Source organism: Bradyrhizobium genosp. SA-4 str. CB756, assembly GCF_000473125.1.
GTDB lineage: Bacteria > Pseudomonadota > Alphaproteobacteria > Rhizobiales > Xanthobacteraceae > Bradyrhizobium > Bradyrhizobium arachidis.
Genome location: NZ_KI421499.1, coordinates 6,473,984 through 6,496,970, shown reverse-complemented (window position 1 = coordinate 6,496,970; position 22,987 = coordinate 6,473,984). Strand labels below are relative to the sequence as shown.

Sequence of the window (22,987 nt, the reverse complement as noted above, 5' to 3'; positions counted from 1 at the left end):
AGCTGACATCGATTAGGCTGAGACCGGGTTCCTCGACCGCCGCGCTGCGTTCGCTTCACCTGTCGCCTAGGGCGGACAGTCCTTGCAGACTAAGAGGGACACGCAAGCGCATGCGGCTGATCGAGTGCTCCCTTGGTAGATCGTCTGCTCCTGCAGATGGGACGGCTGCATGTCCTCGCTCATTACGCCCGAGTGGACCAGCGCGACCGCTCGTCGTTTGTGGTTTCCAAGCGGCCGACCATCGAACAAATCGTTGTCGACGCCCGCGAGACGAACCCTCCCAGAACCTGACCTACGAGGTTGTGATGTTGGAATAGCCGTCGCAACTACTTGCGCCTGATTGCGGCAGGCTGTTTTTGTACAGGTGCGAGCGCGCTTGCTGAATGAAAGCCAAGCAACGCGCGAGCACGACATCTTGAAAAACGTAAGCTGTAGTACTTATCGAGGGAGAAGAGCATATGAAAATTACCGGCAAAGGACTGACGATCCTGTTGTCCTTGCTTTCGGTCGCAAGCGCTAGCGCTCTGGCGAGAGCCGATGAGCCCTCGCCGAAATACACCGAGGTGCTCAATGCCCTGCAGGCGGGGAAGAATGTGAAGCTCATACTGGACATGAGCCACTGTAGCCCCGCGGAGGTCGGCAAACCTGCATCGGCGACGCAGGCCGGTCTGGTTATCAATGCATTCAGGGTGACGGTCCAGAATGGAATCAGCTTCTCCAATGCTCACCAAACGGTCGACAGCTCTGGACATGCCGTGACCGAGTACATCCGCCATAGCCTTAGCCGCGAAGGCAAGCTGACGGTGCGAGCCTCGAAGCTTGTTGTCGGAACCGCCGAGCTTGTGAACCAAGGCGAATTCATCTGCGAACTGCCGGATGGCGCAAAGTTCATCTGGTAACGAAGAGCACAGAGAAGAGGGGCGCTCCGAAGAGTTGATCCGAATCGTGAAGGATCCGAGTTGCGCCAAGTTGCTGCTGTTTGACCAACGTTGGGCGTGAGGGCCGTCGATCTCCATTCGTCTCAGCGATTGGAGGATCGGCGGTTCGGGATGTCATCATATGGGTTGGAGCCCCGGCTTCTCAGTCGAACGCTCCAGATGAGCGGGGCAAGGTACGTCCCCGCGCCCTCCGCGGTTCTGTTGGGAGTGTATTTACAAGCCGATCAAGCGGCGGGCTCGCGATGATTTCGCTCGACCCTCGGCCCGCCCAGGATGAGCTGGTATCTTTCATGCCGCGTCTTTTGGGGTTCTTCACTTGAACCTTCCGTGCTGCCGGATGCAGCCGCAGGGTGATTGAACCACCCCGCTTAAGATCATGCTGTGAATGGCGGCTACGTGGTTTACTCGCCGTCTCAATTGTCGTTCGGACGCGGTTCTGATTTCCGAAAATAGGCGATTCGAGTGGATTCGGGAGCTTGTGGGGCTGCCCGAGGTGCCGACAGCATATCGCTCAGCCAAATTGCGGCCGATGGAAGAGAAGAACGCGGCCACCGGGTAGGCTTTCAGCCGTGTAGGGCTCGCCATGGATCAAAAAGCGGGTCATGGGGACGCCCTGGCTCGGCAGAAGGCCCAGGTTTTGAAGCATGTCAATCACGAGAGTCGAAGCTTCTCGCGGGCCGTGCCTCCAGTCTAGGCCGAACCACTCTCCGAGTTCAGGAACTTGCGGGAGCGGGTGGTGGCCCGAGGGGGGCGCGGCGGACGGCGGTTGGAGGTTCGCCGCCTGCAATTCGAACCCGGAGGGCCGATCAAGCCCAGATGCGAGGCCGTCGTAGGTATGCGGGGAAGCCATCGGAGTCACCGACGCAGCTTCACTCCCCAGAGCGAACCTTGGGTGATGGATGAGTTGAACGTCATTGGATCCTCTCGGCCCCAGCACGGCCGTATAGCGTTCCCCACCAATCTCATAGTTCATGAGCGGATATTGCGCATTAGGCAAGAAGTCCCACTTGCCCAGCTTGAAAAGCATCATGTCGGGAGCGAGCTGGGTGCGATGAGAAAAATCGTTGGGCACTGCGAATGAAACGTCAAATGTATCGCCAACAGCAGGAGAGCGCAGATGGATGAGCTGAAGATCGCTACCCCCACGCGGTCCTAACACGCCGGTATAGCGTTCACCGTGAATGTTGTAGGTCTTAACCCGCTGTGCTGCATCCGGCATCTGACCCCAGCGGCTGAGCCGGGAACGCATCATGTCCGTCGCGGGCTGGTTGCCATGGGAAAAACCTTCGGTAACGGCCATGGAGGCGTCAAAGCTCTCGCCGGCTCTCTCCCCATCTTGATTCATCATCCGTCCAAAGTCTTTTTCAGAAGCTGGACCCTGCGGCCGTGAGCTGGGCTGCCAAATCACGGCATCGAAAGGGTCCGCCCCGCAGGCGCTATGGGTTGTCGCCTCCGTTGCCCCCCATAATTTCGATGCCTGAAGATCGAAAGCAGGCGCAAACTGGTCTCGATCCGCGGCATCGAAAAGCTCTTGCTGGATGACACTTTGCACGTGCGAATGGGTGACTGAACCGGCAGTTGGCCAGCGCACCGGCGCATCGTAGAGCGTCGTCGGCAAGCCCTCGCGATCAGCTGCACCTAAAAGCTGTTCCTGGGCGACATCTTGCACGGGTGAGTAGGCGACCGAACTCATGCTCGGCCAAAGCACCGGTGCATTGACTGGCGGCAGGCCCTCGCGATCGGCCGCATCGAAAAGCGCTTCCTGAGCGAAACTCTGCAGGGGCGAGGGGGCGACACGCATTCCCTGCCAAAGTGCCGGCTCATCGACGCTGGAAGGTGGAGGCACATTGTTTTGGCGCACAGCGTCGCAAAGCCTATTCTGGGCGACACGTTGCGCGGGAGAACGAGCGGTTAAACCCGTTCCCTCCCAAAACTGCTGAGCATTGAAGCCGCCCGCCGGCAATGAGCCGTCCGCGTTCCCTAAAGGCTGCTCACGTTCGAAAAGCTGGACCGGCAAATCGGCGGCCGGCTGCATTGACCGGCGCGAATCGCCCACGTAACTCGGCGAGTTGTCCCGCCCGGCGGTTCGGCGGTAGTCGTTCAGCCTGTTCAACGCGTAGATGAGCTTCTTGTCGTTCGGAAACAAAGCATCGGCATAGCCGAGCAGCGCTTTGTGGCTGAGCTTGGCAATCGACAAGGGGCGCAGTGCTGCCGCTAGCTTGCGGAGACCGCTAGCGTAATTTCCAGCGGTTTTTGCGTCCATTGCTCGACCAAAGGCCGCCTCGGTCGCCTCTCTGATGAGATTGGTATCTTCCTTAGACGGACGATAATGTGTTCTGAGCGGCGGAGCGGTATCGCTGGGCTCCCGGTACCTACTCACCATTGACAATGCAGAGAAGATCACCTTGTCTTTTGGCAGTAGCGTCTTGGAGCGCTCGAGCAACGTGTCGTCATCGAGCTCAGCAATCGAGTGACCAGACTGCTTCAGCAGCTCTGCCAATTTGCGAAGCCGACGGTCATAGATTTCAATGGTAATCGCATTTGGCGGTGGGCCTCGGTGAAGGGCGGCACCAGACGCTGCTTGGATGAGGCGATCGTCTTGTTCGGTGATGTCATAAAGCCCGCTATGGGAATATACCGGGCCAAGCTGTCGCACCTCTCGCAAGTGTTGCTCGAACACCGCTTGCGGTTCTTTGGGTTGTTCAACCGTGGTATCTGACGTAGCGGAATCTTTATACGCTGGGTTGATCGCGTTGTTTCGATCCATGCTGCAGTCCGCTCGCTTCGTTTCCTCGTTCTTTCGCTACCCACGTTAGCTTTCCAAAACCTGATCTGGCCGGGCGGAAAGTACGATGCGCTCGCGGTCCGATAGTCCTCCAGATTCCCGCCCAAAAACAGTACCTCGCGCTCCTCAGTTGTGGTATCACTCACCCAGGCCAGATTGGGTTCATCATCCTCAGTCCCGTCCTCAAGAATACTGACGATCTCGTCAGCCGTCCAAGCGGTGATCCTTGGCACCGTGTACGTGTGCAACTCATTCGCATTTTCCGCGATCACTTTGGCGCCATACTCGTTGTCGTCGTCTGGCGAGAGGAGCAATTGGGAGGCCTCCTCGGACAGCGACACAAAGGGCGAAGAAGTGGTGTCGCCCCTCATGTGCTCTGCCGCTGCGCGACCCAGATCGAGTCGTTGGCCTCCCCAGATATTCCAGGGGGCGGCGTCGAAACGCGAAGCCGCCATGGAACGCAAATGGGCCATTGCACTCTGATTGGCGAACCCGCGCGGCTTGGATGGCTAGCGTGGTTTTGGAAGCGCTGCAGCTCCAAGTATGAGGATGCCACCACGTCGTCGTGAACGCGGCTACCATCCACGCCGCCGGTCGACGGTCCAGTCGCTCCTGACCATGGCGTTGACGTCTACGCGGCGAGTTCGATTTCCCTTCTGAGTTCCGCAAGGCTCGCGCAGGTCAGCGTTACGGCGAGTTGAGCGCGCGCTTTTACAAAGGATGCGGCTGTACACCGTTCGTTCTTCGGGATAAGGTCCGCTCTCCTATTGCCATCCGTTGCAGTTCGGGTCGATCCAGCGCCGGCTGAAGCTGGTGCTGGAGGACTGGCCGATGCTCTCTAAGCCGCAGCTCAAAGTCTGCTTGCCGCGCGGTCTCTTCCTGTTGCGGCTCGACGCAACTGATGCGAGCCGCGGACGGGTTCACCTTGTCAAATGGGTCCATTCCATTCTCACTGGTTGCCTTGTCAATATCATCGAGCAAAGTTGGTCCGATGAGGATCAGAGGCTGAGCCGGGCGCAACTCTCGATAAAATTGCAGCGGACGGTATGTTGAGGGCGTGCGGAACGGGCTGAGCCAGGATCCAGGTCCTTCTCCTCCAGGACTTGAGCCATCAAGTGGGCCTGCTAGTCCGATAGAGATGTTACTATGCTAAAGGGCTTAGCTGTCGAATAGCTGACCAGGCCCATTGGTTGAAGTAAAGTCCGGGCCCTTGCCAGCTGTGCTGGCGGGCCTGTTGTTCATTGCAGAGTTGAGTTTGGCGAGATGGACCCTTCGCCCCTGTCCAGCTCCACGGCAGCGCGGTGTGAATGGTCTGGGAGAAGCGGTGCGCGAAAGAGCTGCAATCGGTGAGCTTGCGCTGGGTGGATAAGTTTATCTGCGTCAGCTTGCATTGTGCGCAAGTCGATGTCGTTGAAAGGCTCGTCCAGGGGCTAGCTCTGATCCGAGTAGCCGATGCCGCAGCCATCGGGCTCGTGATTGCGCCGGTCTGGCCTGAAGCTCATTGTGCTTTGTTGGGACTGCTGTTTGGGGCGGCAGTTGCGCGGGCGCGGCGAAAGCTGGTCGCAAAACACGACCCGCTCGATGCAATTCAATCCAGACATCCGCCACGAGACGTTGGATTGCCAACCAGACGTGACAAGACCACGAACGATCCATCCCGAGGCGTCCCACTGCCATGTGCCGGTAAGTGAGGCGATCCGATATCAGCTGGGTGATTTCGTCGACGTTGATGCGCCGCGATTCTTGATGCTCAAAGGCGGCTGTGTCCAAGGTAGCTGAGTCCCGTGCACATATCGGCGCGCTCGTGGGGCCGTGAAGACGGGCCTTTTTGGCAAATTGGCGGTGCGTCATCACACGCGTAGATTACGCGAGGACATGCGCCGCGCGCGCAAGAGTTAACGACGCTCCAGCATCCTCGAGTCCAGCGCAGCTTCGAAGCGTTGCCGTAACGCGGCATCTATAATCTCGAATGGTTCATCGCATTATTTGATGCTGGGCTTGGCGACGCCTTATTGATGGGATGTCACTTTGCAGCGCGGCAGCAAGCGGTCGACCAATCATGTCGCGTCCAAAATTGCCGTGTGTTCTCGATCGCATCGCGGTTATCTTTTTCGCGGCGCCGCCGGCGCTCCCAATTGCAGCTGCTGCAATTACGCAGCGCGTGTTCGGTGAGCCTGATCAGAGAACGTTTGGGATTACGCGAGGGAAGGTTAGAAACGGCAATAGAAGAGGATGCCAAGGGACGATAGTAGATTGAAATACTCAACTATTGCGTTTGCATGGTCTGGACCTCTAAAGATCCTCTAGCATGATCATTAGCTCGCTCGGTCGGGAGTCCAAACGTTTCGATCGCGAATCCCATCCAAACATCTTCCTGAAAAGGAGCTGGCTTCTTGATGAATTCTGGAGAGCCGATGTGAATGTACTCGTGTGGAAGCAACCCGCCGCTGGAGACAAGCTGTCACGTCGGTGTCAATCGGCAACCAGCGTGGTCGAAGCTCTTCTTGGCCGCGCCCGCTCGGAGAAGATCGCAAGACCTACCAAAAGCTTCTTTGGTGACATTCTTCTCACATCAGCCGGCTGTTTGTTGTCTATCCCTCAAATTGGCTGCCCGGAGCACATGCAAGGTGCGCTTGCGCGAAAGCGCACCCTGGCTGTCCACAAGGCCCGCCAAGCAGCTCAGATGCCGCCGCATGAGTGACGGTTATGTCTTCGGGTAACTCCATGCTTCATCTTGGCTTAAATCTTCATGGTGCCGGTGGTCATTCCGCCGCATGGCGCTGGCCGGGCACGAATCCAAGCGCCTTTTTCGACATCGAGCACTACGTCCGCGCTGCGAAGATTGCGGAGCATGGTCTGATGGATGCTGTATTCCTCGCCGACACCCCCGCGATAAGTTCCGACATCACGCACCAGCCGCCGCTTAATGGGCTCGAACCGACGATGGTTCTCGCTGTGATTGCACGTGAAACGGATCGGATTGGTCTGATTGCGACGGCGTCGACTACCTACAACGAACCATACAATCTTGCCCGGCGCTTCCAATCGCTCGATGTCATCAGCCGCGGGCGCGTTGCGTGGAATGCGGTCACGACGTCGAGTCCGGCGACGGTTGCGAACTTTGGCGGCCGAGAGGTTGGGCGAGCGGATCGCTACAGACGTGCGGAGGACTTCGTTGAAACGGTCCGTGCTCTCTGGCTGAGCTGGAGCGGCGAGATAGTCATCGCCGATCAGGCTGCGGGCGTTTACGCAGATCAGAGCCAATTTCGCCTGCTCGATCCCGCTACCAATAGTTTCGGCATCCGGGGCCCACTTACGCATCCCGCTTCGCCTCAAGGCCACCCAGTCATCGTTCAGGCTGGCGGTTCGGATCCCGGATTACGGCTTGGCGCCCGCAGTGCAGATGTCGTGTTTGCGGCAGCCGGGGACTTGTCAACGGCGATGCAGGAGGCAGAGCGCCTGCGCGCGCTTTCTCGGCAATTCGGCCGCCCTGCGGCCCCGCTCATCCTGCCAGGCCTTGTCACCTGTATCGGGGGTACCGAGGAAGAAGCGGTTCGTCGCAAGAAAAACCTTGACGGACTCCTCGATATGGAGCGCGCCATCGCTGCTCTTGCACGAAGCATGGGCGTGGCAGTCGAGAAGCTCAGCCTCGAAAGGCCAATCCCGGAGGAGATCTTGCCTGCTGCAGATGATGTTCCGTTTTCTGTCGGTCACCATCGCACGATTGAGACTCTGGCGCGTCAAGGTCGGACGGTTCGCGAAATCGTTAGCAGCGTTCAAGCGTTTGGCCACCGCGTGCTCGTGGGTGCGCCCGAGCAGATCGCAAACTCGATTGAGGCATGGTTTCGCGCTGGCGCGGTTGATGGTTTCAACATCATTCCGGACGTGCTGCAAGATGGCACTTCGGCGTTTGTCGACAATGTGGTCCCCATCCTGCAGAAGCGCGGGCTCTTTCGCAAAGAATATCGTGGGCAGACGCTGCGAGAGCATTTCGGGCTTTCCATTCCTTTCGGGCCGGCACGAGCCACAGCTAGCCCACCGCTATGACGCTTCCTCAACATCAAATGATTTGGAGACTGGATATGCATTTGTCGAATGCGCGGTCAACGAGGCGATTCACTGGAAAGTCGGACTATCCAGCAAGAACCGTGAAGGCGGCCCTCCTCGTGCTCTTGGGCCTGTCGCAACTGCCGTCAAGTATTCATGCTCAAGAAGGGGTAGCCGGGAGCGTAAAGCGAGGAGGCGTTATTCGTTACGGGCACTTTCAGGAGCCGGCGTGCCTCTTCGGAGGATGGGTGCAGCAATGGTATCTGCAACGCCAATACAGCGATAATCTGGTCGCCCGCAGCGAGGATGGCAAGATTATGCCATGGCTGGCCGAGTCATGGACAATTTCCGATGACAAGAAGATATACACATTCGAGATAAAGCCGAATGTGAAGTTCACGGATGGCACTTCTCTGGATGCGCAGGCCATTGCGGACAACATCAACGGATGGCTCAGCAACGACCCTGATCTGCGTAATCCGACTGCTGCTCCGTATCTTAGCGATAGCTTCGAATCGGCAACAGCAATCGCTCCTCTGAGGTTACAGGTAACCTTGAAGGTGCCATTTCAACCCTTGCTGAACGTGTTTGCTCAATCCTCGCAAGGCATTCTCTCACCTTCCGCGCTCAAACGCGGACTTGCGGTAAACTGCGAGAACCCAGTCGGCTCAGGTCCATTCATTGTCGACAAATGGCGTCATGGACGGGAGGTCACCTTCCGCCGCAATCCCGACTACAACTCGGCGCCGGCCACCGCCAAACATCAAGGGCCGGCTTACATTGACGGAATCAGCTGGAAGTTCCTGCCAGATCAGACCGTGCGGTATGGCTCGTTCATCGCGGGCGAGACCGACGCCATATACGATATCCCAGCTATCGCATGGAAGGAGGCCAATTCCCGTTTTCCAATATTGCGGCACATTACTGGCGGTACCCCTCTGCGCCTGGCGTTGTATACGGCACGGCCCCCATTTGACGATGTGCTCGTCCGCAAGGCGTTTGCCTATTCTACCGACCGGAAGGCCGCAGTCGACACATCATTCCTTGGCTCTTTGCCATTTGAAGGCAACGGTGCGCTGAGTCAGAGCTCGCCGGAATACCTGCCTGAGCTCGGGCAATCGTATACGTACGATATTCGGAAAGCCAATCAATTGCTTGACCAGGCGGGTTGGACCGAGCGTAATCCTAGCGGCGTTCGTGTTAAGAATGGCAACCCGCTCATCGTGCGCGTGTCCTATTCGAACGCTTTTCTGAAGCCAGATGGCGAGCAAGCCTTGCAAGTTATCCAGCAGCAGGCAAGAGCGGCCGGTTTTGACGTACGTCTTCAGCCTACCAATCCAGCTGATTTCTTCGCAGGAAAAAACCTCGGACCCGATGATTATGAGATTGTTCTCCTCTATTGGGTTGCCCCCGGCGCGGAGATATTCCGGATCTCGTGGAAGCCCGATCAGAAGGGCGAGACTAATCGCTTCAATCCCTCACGCTATCAAGATCTGACGCTTTGGGACATCATTCAAAGGGCGGAGCAGGAACTCAATGGGGCGCAACGTGCCGCCCTCTATCAGCAGGCGGAACGGAAGATCGTGGATGAGGCTCCTGTGATTGGCCTCACGGTGCTGGACGTAACGTTGGCGACCAAGCCAAACCTCAAAGACGTTTGGCTGGACCGCGGCTCGGTCGGCGAACCCGTTTTCTATGACGCTCATTTCGATGATGGGAAGTGACGCCGTGAAAATAGCAGCCCATCATCCCATTGTTTGGTTCGCGCGCCGGATATTCTCCGGTGTGGTCGTGGTGTGGGCTGCCGCAACCTTCGCGTTTTTGATCCAATGTGTGCTCCCTGGGGACCGCGCCCAGATCATCATCAATGCGACAAGCGGCAACGTCGGAGTCGCGTCCTCGGCGGAACTTGCGGCGATCAATGCGAAATACGGATTTGATCAACCGCTCGCGGTTCAATACGGAAAATACATACTGCGAATCCCGCATGGAGACTTTGGCGAGTCGTACCAGCAGCATCGGCCTGTCGCAGGGATCATCGCGGAACAGATTGGCCCTACCATTATTCTGGCGGTCACCGCGCTGCTGTTCGCATGGATTATCGCAGTCCTGACGACCTTGTTCATCGCCGGCAGAGACAACATGTGGGCGAAGTTGCTCAATGACACGCAGGTCTTTTTTGCGACCGCGCCGCCCTATTGGCTGGCCACAATTCTGCTGGTTGTTTTTGCGGTAAAGCTGCGCATTTTTCCGGTCATCGGTGGAAGTTCTCCGGCCGGGCTCATTCTGTCGGCACTTGCGTTGGCTCTTGAATTATCGGGCTTTTTCGGACAAGTCGTTCAGAATGAGTTCACGCGCGTGCTCGAGCAGCCGTTCGTTACGTCCGCGCGGGCCCGAGGCATGAGTGATTTCGGCGTCAGGCTTCGCCACGTCCTCCGCCATGCCGCATTGCCTGGCATTAGTTTATCAGGTTGGGCGCTCGGCAAACTGCTTTCGGGCGCGATTTTGATCGAGGTGGTTTTCGCCCGTCAAGGCCTAGGTGGAGTCCTTGTTGCTGCAACGTCCTCGCGAGACGTTCCGATTGTCTCGGGAGCTGTTCTGGTCTCTGCGGGCCTGTTCGTTCTTGTTAGTTTGATTGTCGATCTGACTTACCGGGTGGTCGATCCGAGGATCAGGTTGACATAAGCATGTTCGCCGAAGCCACCGTGTCTCGTTCGCTCAAAGAGGTCCTGACAATCGTCGGCCATGTTCCGTTCCGAGTTGCCGCCTGTCTTATCATCATTGGCCTCTTTGCCCTCGCGGCTGTGGCGCCAAAGGTGCTGCAGACGCACGATCCGCTCGCTATTGATTTGAGATCGTCATTGCAGTCTCCGTCGATCGCCCATTGGTTGGGAACTGATCAATTGGGTCGAGATGTTTACTCTCGAGTAGTCGAGGGCGCAGGCCAATCGCTGGCTATTGGACTAGGCGCGACGGCGCTGAGCATGTCCATTGCGATCGTTTTCGGCGTCGCCGCCGCACTTTCTGGTGGCGTATGCGACAGCATCCTGAGCCGGCTTGTCGATATGCTCTTCGCAATTCCCACGCTCCTGCTCGCCCTTGTGTTCGTGACCGTTTTTGGGCCGTCGGTATTGACTGAGGTCATAGCTGTCGGAATCAGCACAGCGCCGGGCTATGCGCGCATGATCAGGGGCCAGGTGCTTGCCATCAAGGGGACAGGGTATGTGGAGGCCGCTAAGGTGCTGGGCCATCCATTTCCCCGTATCATCTGGAGGCATATTCTTCCCAACGCCATGAACCCGCTGACGGCAATGATGACGATCGGCGTAGGTCAGGCGATTATATGGGCCTCCGCTCTTGCTTTTCTTGGACTCGGCGTCGCTCCCCCGGCGCCTGAATGGGGCGCGCTGCTCAATGCCGGGCGCAATTATGTAATCTACGCCTGGTGGCTGGAGATCATACCCGGTTTGGCAGTTACGGCGTTTGCCCTCAGCCTCACCATCATCGGGCGCCATCTACAGGACCGTCTGGAAGGAAAAACGTGAATGTCACAGGGTCGGCTACAGCCTGTCCCGCAGCAGCCAGACCTCCTCACGGTCGATTCGCTGCGTGTTTCCTTCGGTCGCGCCACCGACGAGAAAGCGGTTGTGCGCAGCATATCCTTCTCCCTCCGACCGGGACGGTGTCTTGCGATTGTCGGTGAATCCGGCTCGGGCAAGAGCGTGACTGCGCGGGCTCTCATAGGCCTCGCTGGTCGCTACGCCAATGTTCATGCACGCCAGCTAAGCTTCGACGGAACGAGCCTGATGGGTCTTAGCGATCGTGCCTGGCGGCGCATCCGCGGCAACGAGATTGGCTTTGTATTACAAGATGCACTCGTCTCACTTGATCCGCTTCGCCGGATCGGCAAAGAGATCGGTGAAGGCTTGCTCCTCCACGGCGCGGTATCATCGCGCAAGGAACTCGCGCAGCGCGTCATTGCTCTTCTTAAGCTCGTCGGTGTCCCCGACCCCGAGACCAAGGCCGAGCAGCTGCCGCATCAGTTATCCGGCGGCCAGCGTCAACGGGCTCTCATCGCTTCGGCACTTGCGCTCGATCCCCGCATCCTGATCGCCGACGAGCCGACGACCGCTCTCGATGTGACGGCGCAAGCTCATGTGCTGTCGCTCCTTGAGGAGACCAAAACGAGGGGCAAGGCTCTGATCCTGATCAGTCACGATCTGGCAGTGGTCTCCCGCGTGGCGGATGAGATCCTCGTCATGCGAGAAGGCGAGGTCGTCGAACGCGGTAACGCCGACCAAATATTCAAAGATCCGGAGCACCCCTATACTAAGCAGCTGCTGGACGCCGTGCCATCAGGCCGGCCGCGCGGCTCACGCCTCTCACCATCCACTATTGTGCGTGCGCCTGCCCGGCAAACGCAGCCAGAAGTGCAATCCCCACCGAAATCTCGTCCCATCCTGCTCGAAGCGACAAGTCTGGTGAAGCGCTTCAAGGGCCCGGACGGCACTTTACAGACGGCTGTGGACGGCGTCTCGTTCGAACTGCGATCCGGCGAGACTTTGGGCATCGTAGGTGAGTCCGGATCAGGAAAGTCAACGATGGCGCGCATGGTCCTGGCGCTCGAGGAGCCTGACGAGGGAGCCGTTCAGTTTGCAGGCCGGCCTTGGACCGCGCTCGCCGAGCGCGAACGGCGGGCTCGGCGGCGGTCACTATCGACCATTTACCAGGATCCTCTTGGCTCGTTTGATCCACGTTGGACGGTCGGACGCATCCTAGCCGACAGCCTTTCGAGCGACGTTGAGACACGGCGCAAGCGGCAGGAGCGCGTTATCGAGCTGCTCGACCTGGTCGGGCTATCCCAGGCCTTGCTGGACCGACGACCGCTCGAGCTCTCGGGCGGTCAGCGCCAGCGCGTTGCGATCGCCCGCGCGATTGCGCCAAATCCTGCCGTCATCGTCTGCGATGAGCCGGTCTCGGCGCTCGACGTCTCGATCCAGGCCCAGGTCTTGGACCTGCTCGGCTATCTGAAGGACCGCGTCGGCGTAAGTTATCTCTTCATCTCGCATGATCTCAGTGTTGTTCGTCACATCAGCGATCGCGTCATAGTTATGCGCCGGGGGAGAATCGTCGATAGTGGCGCCACTGAAGAGATATTTCGCAATTCAGCGTCTGAATATACCAAGAGCCTTATCGCCGCCATGCCGCGTCTTGTGCGCGACCACCAGATAGGTCATTCAGCTACGATCCTCGAAGAAGGCATCGCATGAACGCCTTCGAATCCGATTCTTTATCATAAAATCATTATCCATCTCCGATCGCGGGGCATTCGCCTTTGCGCGCCGAGTTGGTCACGATTACGCGCTCGTTCACCGCTCGAACAGGACAGTCTGTGGCACGGGTTCCCATTAGATGGACCGGTCGGCGCGCGGGAGCAGGGCGAGCCGAGTTCTAACCCTGAGCTCGGCGATCCGCAATTGTCGGATTGCAAGTCATCGATTGCGTGCTCGCAAAGGACAGGCGGCTCTTGCGCCCGTGCAAGCGAGCTCGCAATCTTCGCTTTCACGATAGCCTTGCCATCATGGTGCGGTCCCTGACAACGAGAGTGTGTTTGTCAGGTTCAAAACATTCGGCGTCAATATTGATTTCATGACGCCTATTCAGCCGTTAATTGCAACTGATGCGGCTGGCACGGTCATTGCTATCAGAAATGAGGTAACGCCAAGTAGGGGCCCACTTCAGCCCTGCGAACGATCACTTTTTCGCCCGGAAGCCGTGGGTCCATTCTGAAAAAACAAGCAAGGCCCTGAAGTTTTCGCATTCGGTTTGATGGAGAGCGAAGTGGATTTGCCTAAAAGAGCCGACGAGACAAATCGCAACGACTGGACGGCAATGTCAAAAGACGGTTGCGTTGTCGACGTTGCCGGACTCGGTGAACAACGTCAGCGCGCGGCAGTGGGGGGCGCATGACTAGAATTCGGATGACGTGCTCAAGCGTGCCCGCTGCGGAGGTCACCGACACAATAGGCGCCTCATCGAGGCATCGTGTCGTCATTTCGCCGACGAGTTCGCCACAGGTCGCATAGCTTACCTTCAAGGCGGAGCAAGAGAGGTCGATAACAGGCCCCCCGTAATCCGGGCAATACGGAATCGTCATGTCGCAAACGATCGGCCCTGATAGTGAGTGCACCGCGAATGAAGGGGCAGAGCACTGGTCAGATCCGAAGCACAATCTATCATCAGATGGCGACTTTGTTCGGTACTGGAGCCGAGCTGCCGATCGGCTGCGCGCGGTGGCCGCGGTTGGGAGGCGAACCGAAGAGGCGATCGGAAGGACCGGGATTGGCTTGCAGCTATCGTCCGAGAACTTTAACGGCCACGACCTGTCAGACTTCCCGTTGCGACGCTGTACCCTCAATCGTGCGCAGCTCTACGGAGCAAAGTTGGATCGGGCAGACCTTTCTGGGGCGAATCTTATCTGTCCGGGGCTAGAGAGGGCAAGTTTCCGTGGGGCCAAGCTCGATTTTGCGTATATGCATGCGATTGCAGCGCAGGTGTGCAACTTCGACGATGCCAGTCTGCGCAATGTAATTGATGCAACAGGCAGCCTGTTTCACGGTTGCAGCATGAAAAAGACACGCTTCGATAACGCCATGCTCAGCGGACTTCTCGCTTACCAATGCGACGCGAGTGATGCTGTATTCGATGGCGCGGAGCTACAGGGTTCGACCATTAATGAATGTTTCCTTCCTTCCGCTTCCTTCCGCTTTGCCAAGCTGAGTCAACTCACGATCACGAAATCACATCTGGCGTCTTGCTCGTTCTTCCAGTCAAAGGGGAACTGTTTATCGATTGTGCGTCCCACCTCGGTCGACGGTCTTGTCCTCGAAGGCGCTCATCTTCCGTATCTGAGATTCTCAAAGGTAAGCGGCCGCATCGCAGCGAGAGGCATGTGCGCACCATTTGCTGATATTCACTTGTCAAATCTTCCAAATGCGGAGCTTGAGCAGACGGACCTGACCGAGGCACGGCTTTTGTCCGTAAGCTTGTCCAACGCAAACCTCGTCGGTGCCGTGCTTAACGGTGCATCCATTCATTCCTGCGAGCTCGACGGAGCGGACCTGTCTCTGGCATCAGGCGAATGCATTTCTATAACAGAGAGCACAATGCGAGCCGCCAAATTATCGGGCTTTCGTGGCCGCTCTACCGTTGTGCGCGACTGCGATCTCGAACGCGCAGACCTATCCAATGCTTACCTTTACAGGTCGATGATCACCGGTGATCCCCCGCAATCGATGGCGCTGGATGAGGCAAATCTCGAAGGATCGAATCTCGTTCAGGCATATCTGGCCGCAGGAATGACGAGAACCAATCTGGAGGCAACGCGGGCCGCGTACGTTCGCATGAACCAATCGTCCTTGCGCGAGGCGAACCTGAGTGGGATGTCGCCGTTCCAGGCAAGCTTTGTAAAGGTGGACTTTTCGGGCGCTAAGATAACCACATTCGAGCCACCGTTCTTTGCAGACCGATGTCCGGGCCTACAGGCCGCTCTGAAGGGGGATCAGCCGCGCGCGTCATCAAGCTATCTGACTGAATTCTCATCCTTGATCAGACGAGGTCGAGAAGGGTCTACCTGACGGATTCGGAGACTGCAAAATAGAAGGCATGCAGTGTCGGCGAGCTTAGGACAGGTCTGGGCGGTCGTTCGTGCTGTGAGCGAGCGCTTAAGCGCTATGGGCCTCCCTGGCATCGTCGGATACGAGAGGCAGGGCAGACCTTCTGTGCGATCCGACCGACGCTCTTTTGGCATTCAAAGAGACTGGAGTAGAAAATGCATCTGGCATGTCTTTCCGCAGGTAAAGCGTTCATCCGGGAGGTGGCGAGAACAGGGCAGACTATCGGGACGGTACATACTCTCGGAGCCCTGCATCTTGGGCATGCAGAACTGATCAAAAGGGCGGCATCGGAAAATGACGTCGCGATCGTCACAGTCTACCCGAACAAGATCCAGCTTAGACCGGGTGGGAGCTACGACTTCAATTTGGACGACGATATTGGACTTGCATTGCGTTCGGGAGCAACTGCCGTAATTTCCTCAAACGACACCGAAATGTTCCCGCCTGGCTATCGAACCTTTGTATCGCAAGGCGACTGTCATTTGCGTCTAGGGGGACCCGAGGCCTATTTGCAGGAAGCCGTTACCGGGGCAGTCCGCTGGATCTGCTATGCAAAGCCGACCCGCAGCTACTTCGGCCTGAAAGACATCGGTCAGGCGATCCTGGTGAAGCGCGCCGTCGCAGATCTCCTTCTGGATTGCGAGATAAGGTTTGTGCCGACCGTGAGATACAAGAACGGAGTGCCCATTTCGTCGCGTCTGAGACGATTTAGCCGTTCCGAACTTGATGAGCTGTCCTGCCTTTTCACGGCACTCAACCATTCGAGGAAAGAGATCGCCCAAGGGGCATCTAGTGTGAAGGATCTGGTCGCGTCCGCCACATCTCAGATCAAGTTCCGGCACTTTAAACTCGAGTTTGTTCGAGTCGTCGACGCTAACAACTTCGAAGACCTGGAGCAAGTCGAGCTCCCTTTCATAATTTTGGGAGCGGCAACGGCTCATGGTCTCAGGATCTTCGATAATATCTACGTTCCAGATCAAGATACTCTCGTGAAGGGTCCTTCGGATATCTGGATCGGTCTGCCTGAACAGTCCTAGCCAGGCGACTATCCATCCATGACCTTGAGAAAGCTATCCGTATCCCAAAGCGAGGGTCACCTTATGAAGGTGTACTCGGCTTGATGTTGGCTCCAGCGCACGCCATCTCTAACCAGCGCTGAGAGCTCTCGCCGATCCTTTGAGTAGATCGACTTGGAAAGTCAACGCGATCCTTACTGCCCGACATGGTAGGGCGAGGCTAGCTGCACTGTGAGGTAGCCTGGTCGAGCGGCCCGTCGCAGCCGAGCGCTGCGGCAGCTCGAAGGCGACGAATCGCACCACGCCGTAAACTCTCGAGAGCAGAATCTGCAGAGATGATCATGACAAGGCGATCGGAAGATTATGGGGCCAAGGATCCGTGTGTTATCCCGCTGAGCAAGCTGGATGTAAGCGATGGTAAGCGCTTTCGAGACGACAGCATGTGGGCTTGCTTTGAGCGGCTACGAAAGGAAGATCCCGTTCACTACTGTCAAGACAGCGCTCATGGTCCATATTGGTCCGTGACGAAATACCGGGATATCGTAGCCGTCGACACAAACCACAAAGCGTTCTCGTCCGAACAAGGTGTCACTATTGTCGACGTGCCTGGCGAGCACTGGACCCCGAGCTTCATCAAGATGGGGCCTCCCAAGCACGCCGAGCAGCGCAATACCGTGAGCCCGATCGTCGGACCGGAAAGCTTGACGAAGCTCGAAAGCTTGATCCGGTCGCGGGTCAGGGTGATTCTCGCGGGCTTGCCGCGCAATGAGGCCTTCAACTGGGTGGACATGGTGTCCATAGAGTTGACGACGCAAATGCTCGCCACGCTGTTCGACTTTCCATTTGAGGATCGGCGACTGCTGACCTATTGGTCAGACGTTGCTGTTACAGCTCCGAAAGCAGGCCATGCAATCGACAGCTGGGACAAGCGAAGCACCATCTTGTCCGAGTGCCTGGAGTATTTCACCCGGCTTTGGAACGAGCGCATCGATGCCGAGCCGCGCCTCGACTTGATTTCCCTGATGGCGCATTCGCCCGCCACACGCCAGATGGAGCCGAGCGAGTTTCTCGGAAATCTGATTCTGCTGGTCGTTGGGGGAAACGACACCACGCGCAACTCAATTACCGGGGGCATCCTGTTCATGAGTCAATATCCCTCCGAGCTGCGAAAGCTAATTGACAATCCCAAGCTAATCTCAAGCGCCGTGTCCGAGATTATTCGGTACCAGACGCCAATCGCACATATGCGCCGTACCGCCGCGATCGACAGCATCATAGGCGGAAAACAGATCAGGAAAGGCGACAAGGTCGTCATGTGGTACATCTCCGGTAACAGGGACGAAGAGATCATTGAGGACGCCGACAATTTCGTGATCGACCGCAAAAATGTGAGGCAGCATCTCTCGTTCGGATTCGGCATCCATCGCTGTCTTGGTCGACATCTTGCGGAACTGCAGTTGAGAGTCCTCTGGGAAGAGATTTTGTCTGCGCAATTGGGGTTCGAGGTTGTCGGCGAACCCGAGCGGATTGCGTCTAACTTCGTGCACGGCTATTCCGCTCTTCCCGTGCAGATTGCAGCCTAGGCAAAAGTTGTTCTGCTCACGCCCGGCGGAGCGGGCTTGCCCTGAACCATCTTTGCTTTCTGCAAGGAGCGCAGTTGCGGTGATCGACGGAAACAATGCTGCATGTCGGAAGCTAATTACCGGCCCGGCAAACGCTTGGAAAGGCCTGCGAGAAGCGAGGCGCGCGTCTCCGCAAGCGCTTGGCATGCCGAAAATTGAACTCAACGGCTACTCCGATGCAGGTCTCCGGGCCACCCTCGAATAGCCGAAACTATAGAGGGCAATGACCTTGATATTGAAAATTGTAGCTGTGGCAGCAATTTTCCTTGGAGAAGCTCTTTCGATATTCGCCGAGTTAATTGCCTCAAGGCAATTCAGAAGGGCCGGTGGCGATCTGGCGATGCTTTGGCCGATGTTTCTCCTTGTATGCTTGGGTGGCATCCTGCTCGTTCTCGGATACGCGCTAGGCTACATGCATCTGAAGAATATTTGGATCATTGTAGCGATATCGGTGGGAGCGATCCTGGTCGTGGAACCGATACTCACGGTTCTGCTCTTCAGAGACGTGCCGACCGTCGGTTCGCTGATTGGGCTGGTTCTCGGTGCGTTTGGTGTGCTCGCTGCAATGTTTCTATGAAGGTGATCTCACCGGACCCGGATGGGCGCCGCACTTTTGCGAAATGCAGCGTGAGGATCTGCGAAAGATCGATTCAGCCGGTTCGAACGAGGAAAATATCGATTCTGGATCGACCTTCTGCATCTCGTCGTCATCGGTGTACGGCCGCCAGGTTGTTAAGCTCTTCTGTCAAAGTCGCCTTGCCGTTAGCAGCAGGTCTGCCAATCTATATAGGCTGGCCATTTCTGCTTGACCATCATTAGCCGATTGGGCTGCGAGTGTTCTCCCGGCTACCTGCGAACCTGTGGGACGAGTTGACCCAGTTGGCGTAGACGGAGCCGCCGGCAAAGGGGCAGGATTCGTACCGGATCGCGTCACAGCCAGGGAAGCCTCAGCCGCGGTCACGTCTCGGCTGCTTACACCGACGCGGTTACCCGCATCGCTCTGTTCAGCAACATCAGAGCTCCGGCGGAAATGGAACTTCAGGTGACATCGGCTTTCTTGTGCATGCGCAAGACCGCTTTTGGTCAGCTAGTCGTCAGTCAGGCGGTCTATCCAGACAGGCTGCACATTCGCGACTTTTATTGGAGACGAACCATGACAGGCATTGGCCGACCCGGCGCATCGGAAGTTGGGGCCGTAGGAGCCGGCAACACCGAAGACGTGAGCGGTTCGAGCGTGGAGCCCAGCCTCTTCCCGGGAGCACGCAGTCAATCTTTCGATGCCGTCTTGGAGCGGATGCGCTCTGGACCTCAAGACAGAATCGCGGCGCTTGGCAACTCAACTTCGGATGTGGCGGCGCCAACGCGGGACGAGATCAAGGCAGCAAGGCAAAAAATGGGCAGCCTGCTTGAGGAGCTTGAAGCTAGTCGTCGAGCGGCCACGCGCGCCCAGAACTTGCAAGAGGCGCAAGAGCTGATCGATCAAGTCGTCAAAGCAGGCTCAACGCTTCTGGAGTACTACGCGGATCTGCCTGCCAATTTGGCGCGTCGCATTCTGCCCGACGACCGGGCTCGCCGCCTACGCGACGACACGCTGGACGCGGCCGAAGAATGTAACGCAGTCGCCACCCAGATTGTCTACGAGCTGGAGAAGAAAAGAAAGGAAGCATTAGGCTGGCTCGAGAGGATCAAAGGCGCCGGTACGCCCGTCCAGGTGAGCGGCTCGTATAAAAGCGTGGCGAACCACTATGCAGCCCACATGGAATGGTGGGGAAAGAAGGTGTTGCGCCTGGAGCGGATACAGTCTGTCTGTGCGGCTACTGCCCACTTGCCAAGCAGCACGCCCGAGATGCGCAAGGCCGAAGAGGCTGCACTGAGACTGCATACTGGCTGGGCTCTCAATACGAGGTGCGTGTATCTGCAAACGCGGATCGCTCTCGCGAAGCTCTTGATTGACTCGCGAGCGAGCACGCTCGACCCAGACGTGCGTGATGCCCTGATGGACGAGAGCGGGCGGGTGCGTCTGCTCGAGACCTTCGTCGGGGATGTTTTTCCGGCATTCGTCTCCACGTGCGACGCCGTTCTGCACCGCGATGGAGCAGTGCTCGACGCGGAGCATCGCGCCGTTCTGGAAGGAGTCATGGAGCGGCTTTCGGAATTTGCATCTGGGCTGAGCGGCATGGTTGCCAGCCTGAGGCAGGTCGGAACGGGAGCTGAAGTTCCCCTGCAGTTGCTGGACGAGATCGAGGAAGGGGCGTGGGTGACCGCGAACGAGGTCATGCGGCTGCTTGCATTGCAGCCAACTACGCCAGCCACGATTGAACCGCCGGCTTGGGCTGCGCTGCCGGAAAATACTGCCGGGGTGAGCCAAGGCAATTCAGGCAGAAAAGGAAAAGGAAAAGCAAAAGCAAAAGGAAGGCGCGCGGCGGCTGCAGGCGAGGGGAGTTCAACGGCCAGCTCATCCGAGCCGCAACTCGCCAGGCCCGATACCGCTACGGCTCCGACGCGCAAGGTTATCGTGCGCTCAGATCTCGGTACCAAGAAGCTCGCCACCATGGAGGAAGCACGCGCCTCATCCGCTGCAACCGAGCACCTCCAGATGTGGCAGGCGCCGCCGTCCAAGGAAGCCCTGGCGGGATTACTTGAGCGATTGGACAAGCTGCTGCAGTTCGATCTGCCGGCTCAGCAGAGCGCGGTCTCGCAGGCGCGCCAGATGAAGCCCGAGGATGCCGAACACGTCTTGGGTCGGGTTATTACGCGCTTGCAGACGCAGGCCGACGAAAGTGAGGCCTGCGTTACCGCGCTGCAGGAGCCTCGCCGACGTGGCCTGCTCACGCCTTCGCAAGTTCCCGAAGTGCACGACAAAATAGTCCGGCTCAATGGGATGTTGTCCGAGCTGCAGGGACAGGCAAGATCATTGAAAGCGCAGAAGGCAGCGATCCCGAGTGATTGCATGAAGACCTACCCGTTTCCATCGCAAAAGTACCTCGAACAGCTGCGCGCGGCGGGGGAACTGGAGTCAGTGGATCCGCCGCGCGCCTTGAAGGGAGAGCCAGGGAAGCTATTCGAGATCAAGCTGCAGCCCAGGGCGCTGCGCAGCGGCGCGATGCCAAGGCCGATGTGGGGGCACATACATACCGAGCGGCCGGTTCATGCCTCGCAATTGGCAACGCTTAGCGATCGCGAATTCGCCGCCTGCCACGTGAAGTCCGACGAACAGCGCGGATACAATCAGCATTGGCAGAACGCGCGAGCCGCCGAGGGTCACGAGAATGTCGTGATCCACCGCGGCAAGCTCACTCCTGCGTTCTGTAGGTCCTTGTTGAGCACCGCCGCTGGCCAGCGGTGGCAGCCGCTTCCCGATCCGCAGCACGTTTCAGCGCAGCTGGCTCAACTGCGGATCGAGTGAGCTGGTTGTCTTGCGGCGGTGAGCCGTTCGGTGGCAGCGTTCATGCCTTAGAATCGGCTCGGCGCATTGCCTGAGCAGCGCCTTGGTCCTTCAGCTCCATCTTGGAGAAGAACGGAGCCTGGGAGAGAGCACACCTCACGGCACGGTTACCAGCCGGCGGCCCGGAGGATTGTTGGTTGTTCCGGAAGCAAGCTGCCATTCCGGGCAGTAGCGAACATCGGCGCCGATGCGGGAAGTTAGGCCGCCGAGTATTGCAGATGGAGAACATGTACCTGATGCCGGCGGCCCGCCGGATGTAACAGTGCTTTCACCTGCCTGGCCGCGGCAAACTGGCGCTCAAACCGTCGGCAGAGCTTCAACAGATCGCGGATGGTCCGGGTGCAGGGGAGCTGACTATCCGGGCCGCTTTGACGAATCAAACCGGGCGGTGCACAACAACGCTGCCTGTTTGCTACTCTTGCAAAAGGCTACGACGGCCCCAGCATCACGCCTCCTTGGCCCCCAAAAGATGCTGGGGCTCGTCGTTCTTCCTTGAGCGTCTCGAGCCGAGTGACGTCAAAGGTGCTTTGCTTCAACTGCAATGGCGCGCCGAGCCGCCCCCCAATCCCAATACATGAACGCATGGTCAGTGATGTCGCTGCTTGTTCAGTCGCCGTCACGAGCGACCGACCGGCGGCATCGCCCGAAGAGGGCCTCCACCGCCCGATCAGCTTGGCGGAGACTGTCCATTGAGTCAGGGTCCGAGCTCACGACAGCGATATAGGTCTGACCGTCTTTTACAGCTCGATGCCATGCGCCCTAAGCACCCGGTGCATCACCGCGCCTTTGATCTCGCGGGCGATCTCGCTAACGACTTGAGGTCCTAACGTTCGCTCGGCATCGGTGTCGCCCCGTTAGGCCTGCTTCGGCGAGCCGTTGGTTAAGCCGCGTGTGAAACTCGTCGCCCATCGCCTCGACGATCTTCGCACTCCTCCCACGCGCTGAGGAGCAATCGTGCGTCCAACCGTGACGCAAGTGAGTTTGGGGAAGCGCACGTTCGCAACCATGAAAAATGGCTATGGTCTCGCTCGGACGTTGAAAAGAATGATCCAAGAAAACGCTCTGCTCGAGCACCACGAGACATACATCGACGGCTCCGAGGCTCGTCGAGCGTTCGATCACGAAGCAGATTTGCAGGTTCCGAGCGGGTTAAGATTGAGCCACGCGGTGATGTCCGAGCTTATCCATTCCGTAGATAGATCTGATCAAGAAAATCAATTTTACCGCTTACAGGGTCGTCATATAGACCCTTGAGGACGGTTGGGGCTAACCTAGGGAAGCGATTTCTCGAATGAAAAAGTCTGTGTTAGTGACGGCGAGCGCCCTCGCGCTTGCAACGGCGGCGGTGCCTCCTTTTGCTGCAAAAGTTGCCGCGCAACCCGTTGCCGGCAGGGTGGGGGTAGCCGATACATCATATCCTCAGTGCGCGGACGACCCGTTGGAAGGTATCTGCGACCT

General features: G+C 57.9%; 13 protein-coding genes. 12 read left to right on the top strand and 1 reads right to left on the bottom strand.

The features are described from left to right. The first annotated feature begins 458 nt into the window (after positions 1-458). Positions 459-899, top strand: coding sequence for a VirK family protein (locus BRAGE_RS0131185; protein WP_027563384.1), 441 nt, complete (start codon positions 459-461; stop codon positions 897-899). A gap of 550 nt (positions 900-1,449) precedes the next feature. On the opposite strand, the gene BRAGE_RS0131180 is transcribed toward BRAGE_RS0131185, so the two are convergent. Next, the gene (locus tag BRAGE_RS0131180; RefSeq protein ID WP_027563385.1) at positions 1,450-3,705 is read right to left on the bottom strand and encodes a hypothetical protein; all 2,256 of its coding nucleotides are present in this window, start codon (positions 3,703-3,705) and stop codon (positions 1,450-1,452) included. A gap of 2,326 nt (positions 3,706-6,031) precedes the next feature. Between BRAGE_RS0131180 and BRAGE_RS55150 the strand changes: the two genes are divergently transcribed. From BRAGE_RS55150 to BRAGE_RS0131120, 11 genes are all read left to right on the top strand, one after another. Next, complete coding sequence (locus BRAGE_RS55150; RefSeq protein ID WP_141263292.1) at positions 6,032-6,424, top strand: hypothetical protein; 393 nt, start codon at positions 6,032-6,034, stop codon at positions 6,422-6,424. Between the two features lie 23 nt (positions 6,425-6,447). After that, positions 6,448-7,770, top strand: coding sequence for an NtaA/DmoA family FMN-dependent monooxygenase (locus BRAGE_RS0131165; RefSeq protein WP_231164223.1), 1,323 nt, complete (start codon positions 6,448-6,450; stop codon positions 7,768-7,770). Between the two features lie 101 nt (positions 7,771-7,871). Continuing rightward, the gene (locus BRAGE_RS0131160) at positions 7,872-9,494 is read left to right on the top strand and encodes an ABC transporter substrate-binding protein (RefSeq protein WP_035730273.1); all 1,623 of its coding nucleotides are present in this window, start codon (positions 7,872-7,874) and stop codon (positions 9,492-9,494) included. Beyond that, positions 9,466-10,455, top strand: coding sequence for an ABC transporter permease (locus BRAGE_RS0131155; protein ID WP_027563388.1), 990 nt, complete (start codon positions 9,466-9,468; stop codon positions 10,453-10,455). The genes BRAGE_RS0131160 and BRAGE_RS0131155 overlap by 29 nt, the downstream gene beginning before the upstream one ends. A 2-nt stretch (positions 10,456-10,457) precedes the next feature. Beyond that, complete coding sequence (locus BRAGE_RS0131150; RefSeq protein WP_231164225.1) at positions 10,458-11,315, top strand: ABC transporter permease; 858 nt, start codon at positions 10,458-10,460, stop codon at positions 11,313-11,315. Then, positions 11,316-13,040, top strand: a complete 1,725-nt coding sequence (locus BRAGE_RS0131145; protein WP_027563390.1) for a dipeptide ABC transporter ATP-binding protein — start codon at positions 11,316-11,318, stop codon at positions 13,038-13,040. Positions 13,041-13,925: 885 nt separating this feature from the next. Then, positions 13,926-15,407, top strand: a complete 1,482-nt coding sequence (locus BRAGE_RS0131140) for a pentapeptide repeat-containing protein (RefSeq protein ID WP_027563391.1) — start codon at positions 13,926-13,928, stop codon at positions 15,405-15,407. A gap of 194 nt (positions 15,408-15,601) precedes the next feature. Then, positions 15,602-16,483 (top strand): pantoate--beta-alanine ligase, encoded by an 882-nt coding sequence (locus BRAGE_RS0131135; protein WP_027563392.1) that lies wholly within the window; start codon positions 15,602-15,604, stop codon positions 16,481-16,483. 320 nt (positions 16,484-16,803) lie between these two features. Further along, positions 16,804-18,045 carry a cytochrome P450 gene (locus tag BRAGE_RS0131130; RefSeq protein WP_027563393.1) on the top strand — a complete coding sequence of 414 codons (1,242 nt, stop codon included), beginning with the start codon at positions 16,804-16,806 and terminating at the stop codon, positions 18,043-18,045. Between the two features lie 262 nt (positions 18,046-18,307). Further along, entirely contained in the window at positions 18,308-18,661 is a 354-nt protein-coding gene (locus tag BRAGE_RS0131125; protein WP_027563394.1) for a hypothetical protein, read from the top strand. Positions 18,662-19,237: 576 nt separating this feature from the next. Further along, positions 19,238-21,490, top strand: coding sequence for a hypothetical protein (locus BRAGE_RS0131120; protein ID WP_027563395.1), 2,253 nt, complete (start codon positions 19,238-19,240; stop codon positions 21,488-21,490). Positions 21,491-22,987 lie beyond the last annotated feature (1,497 nt).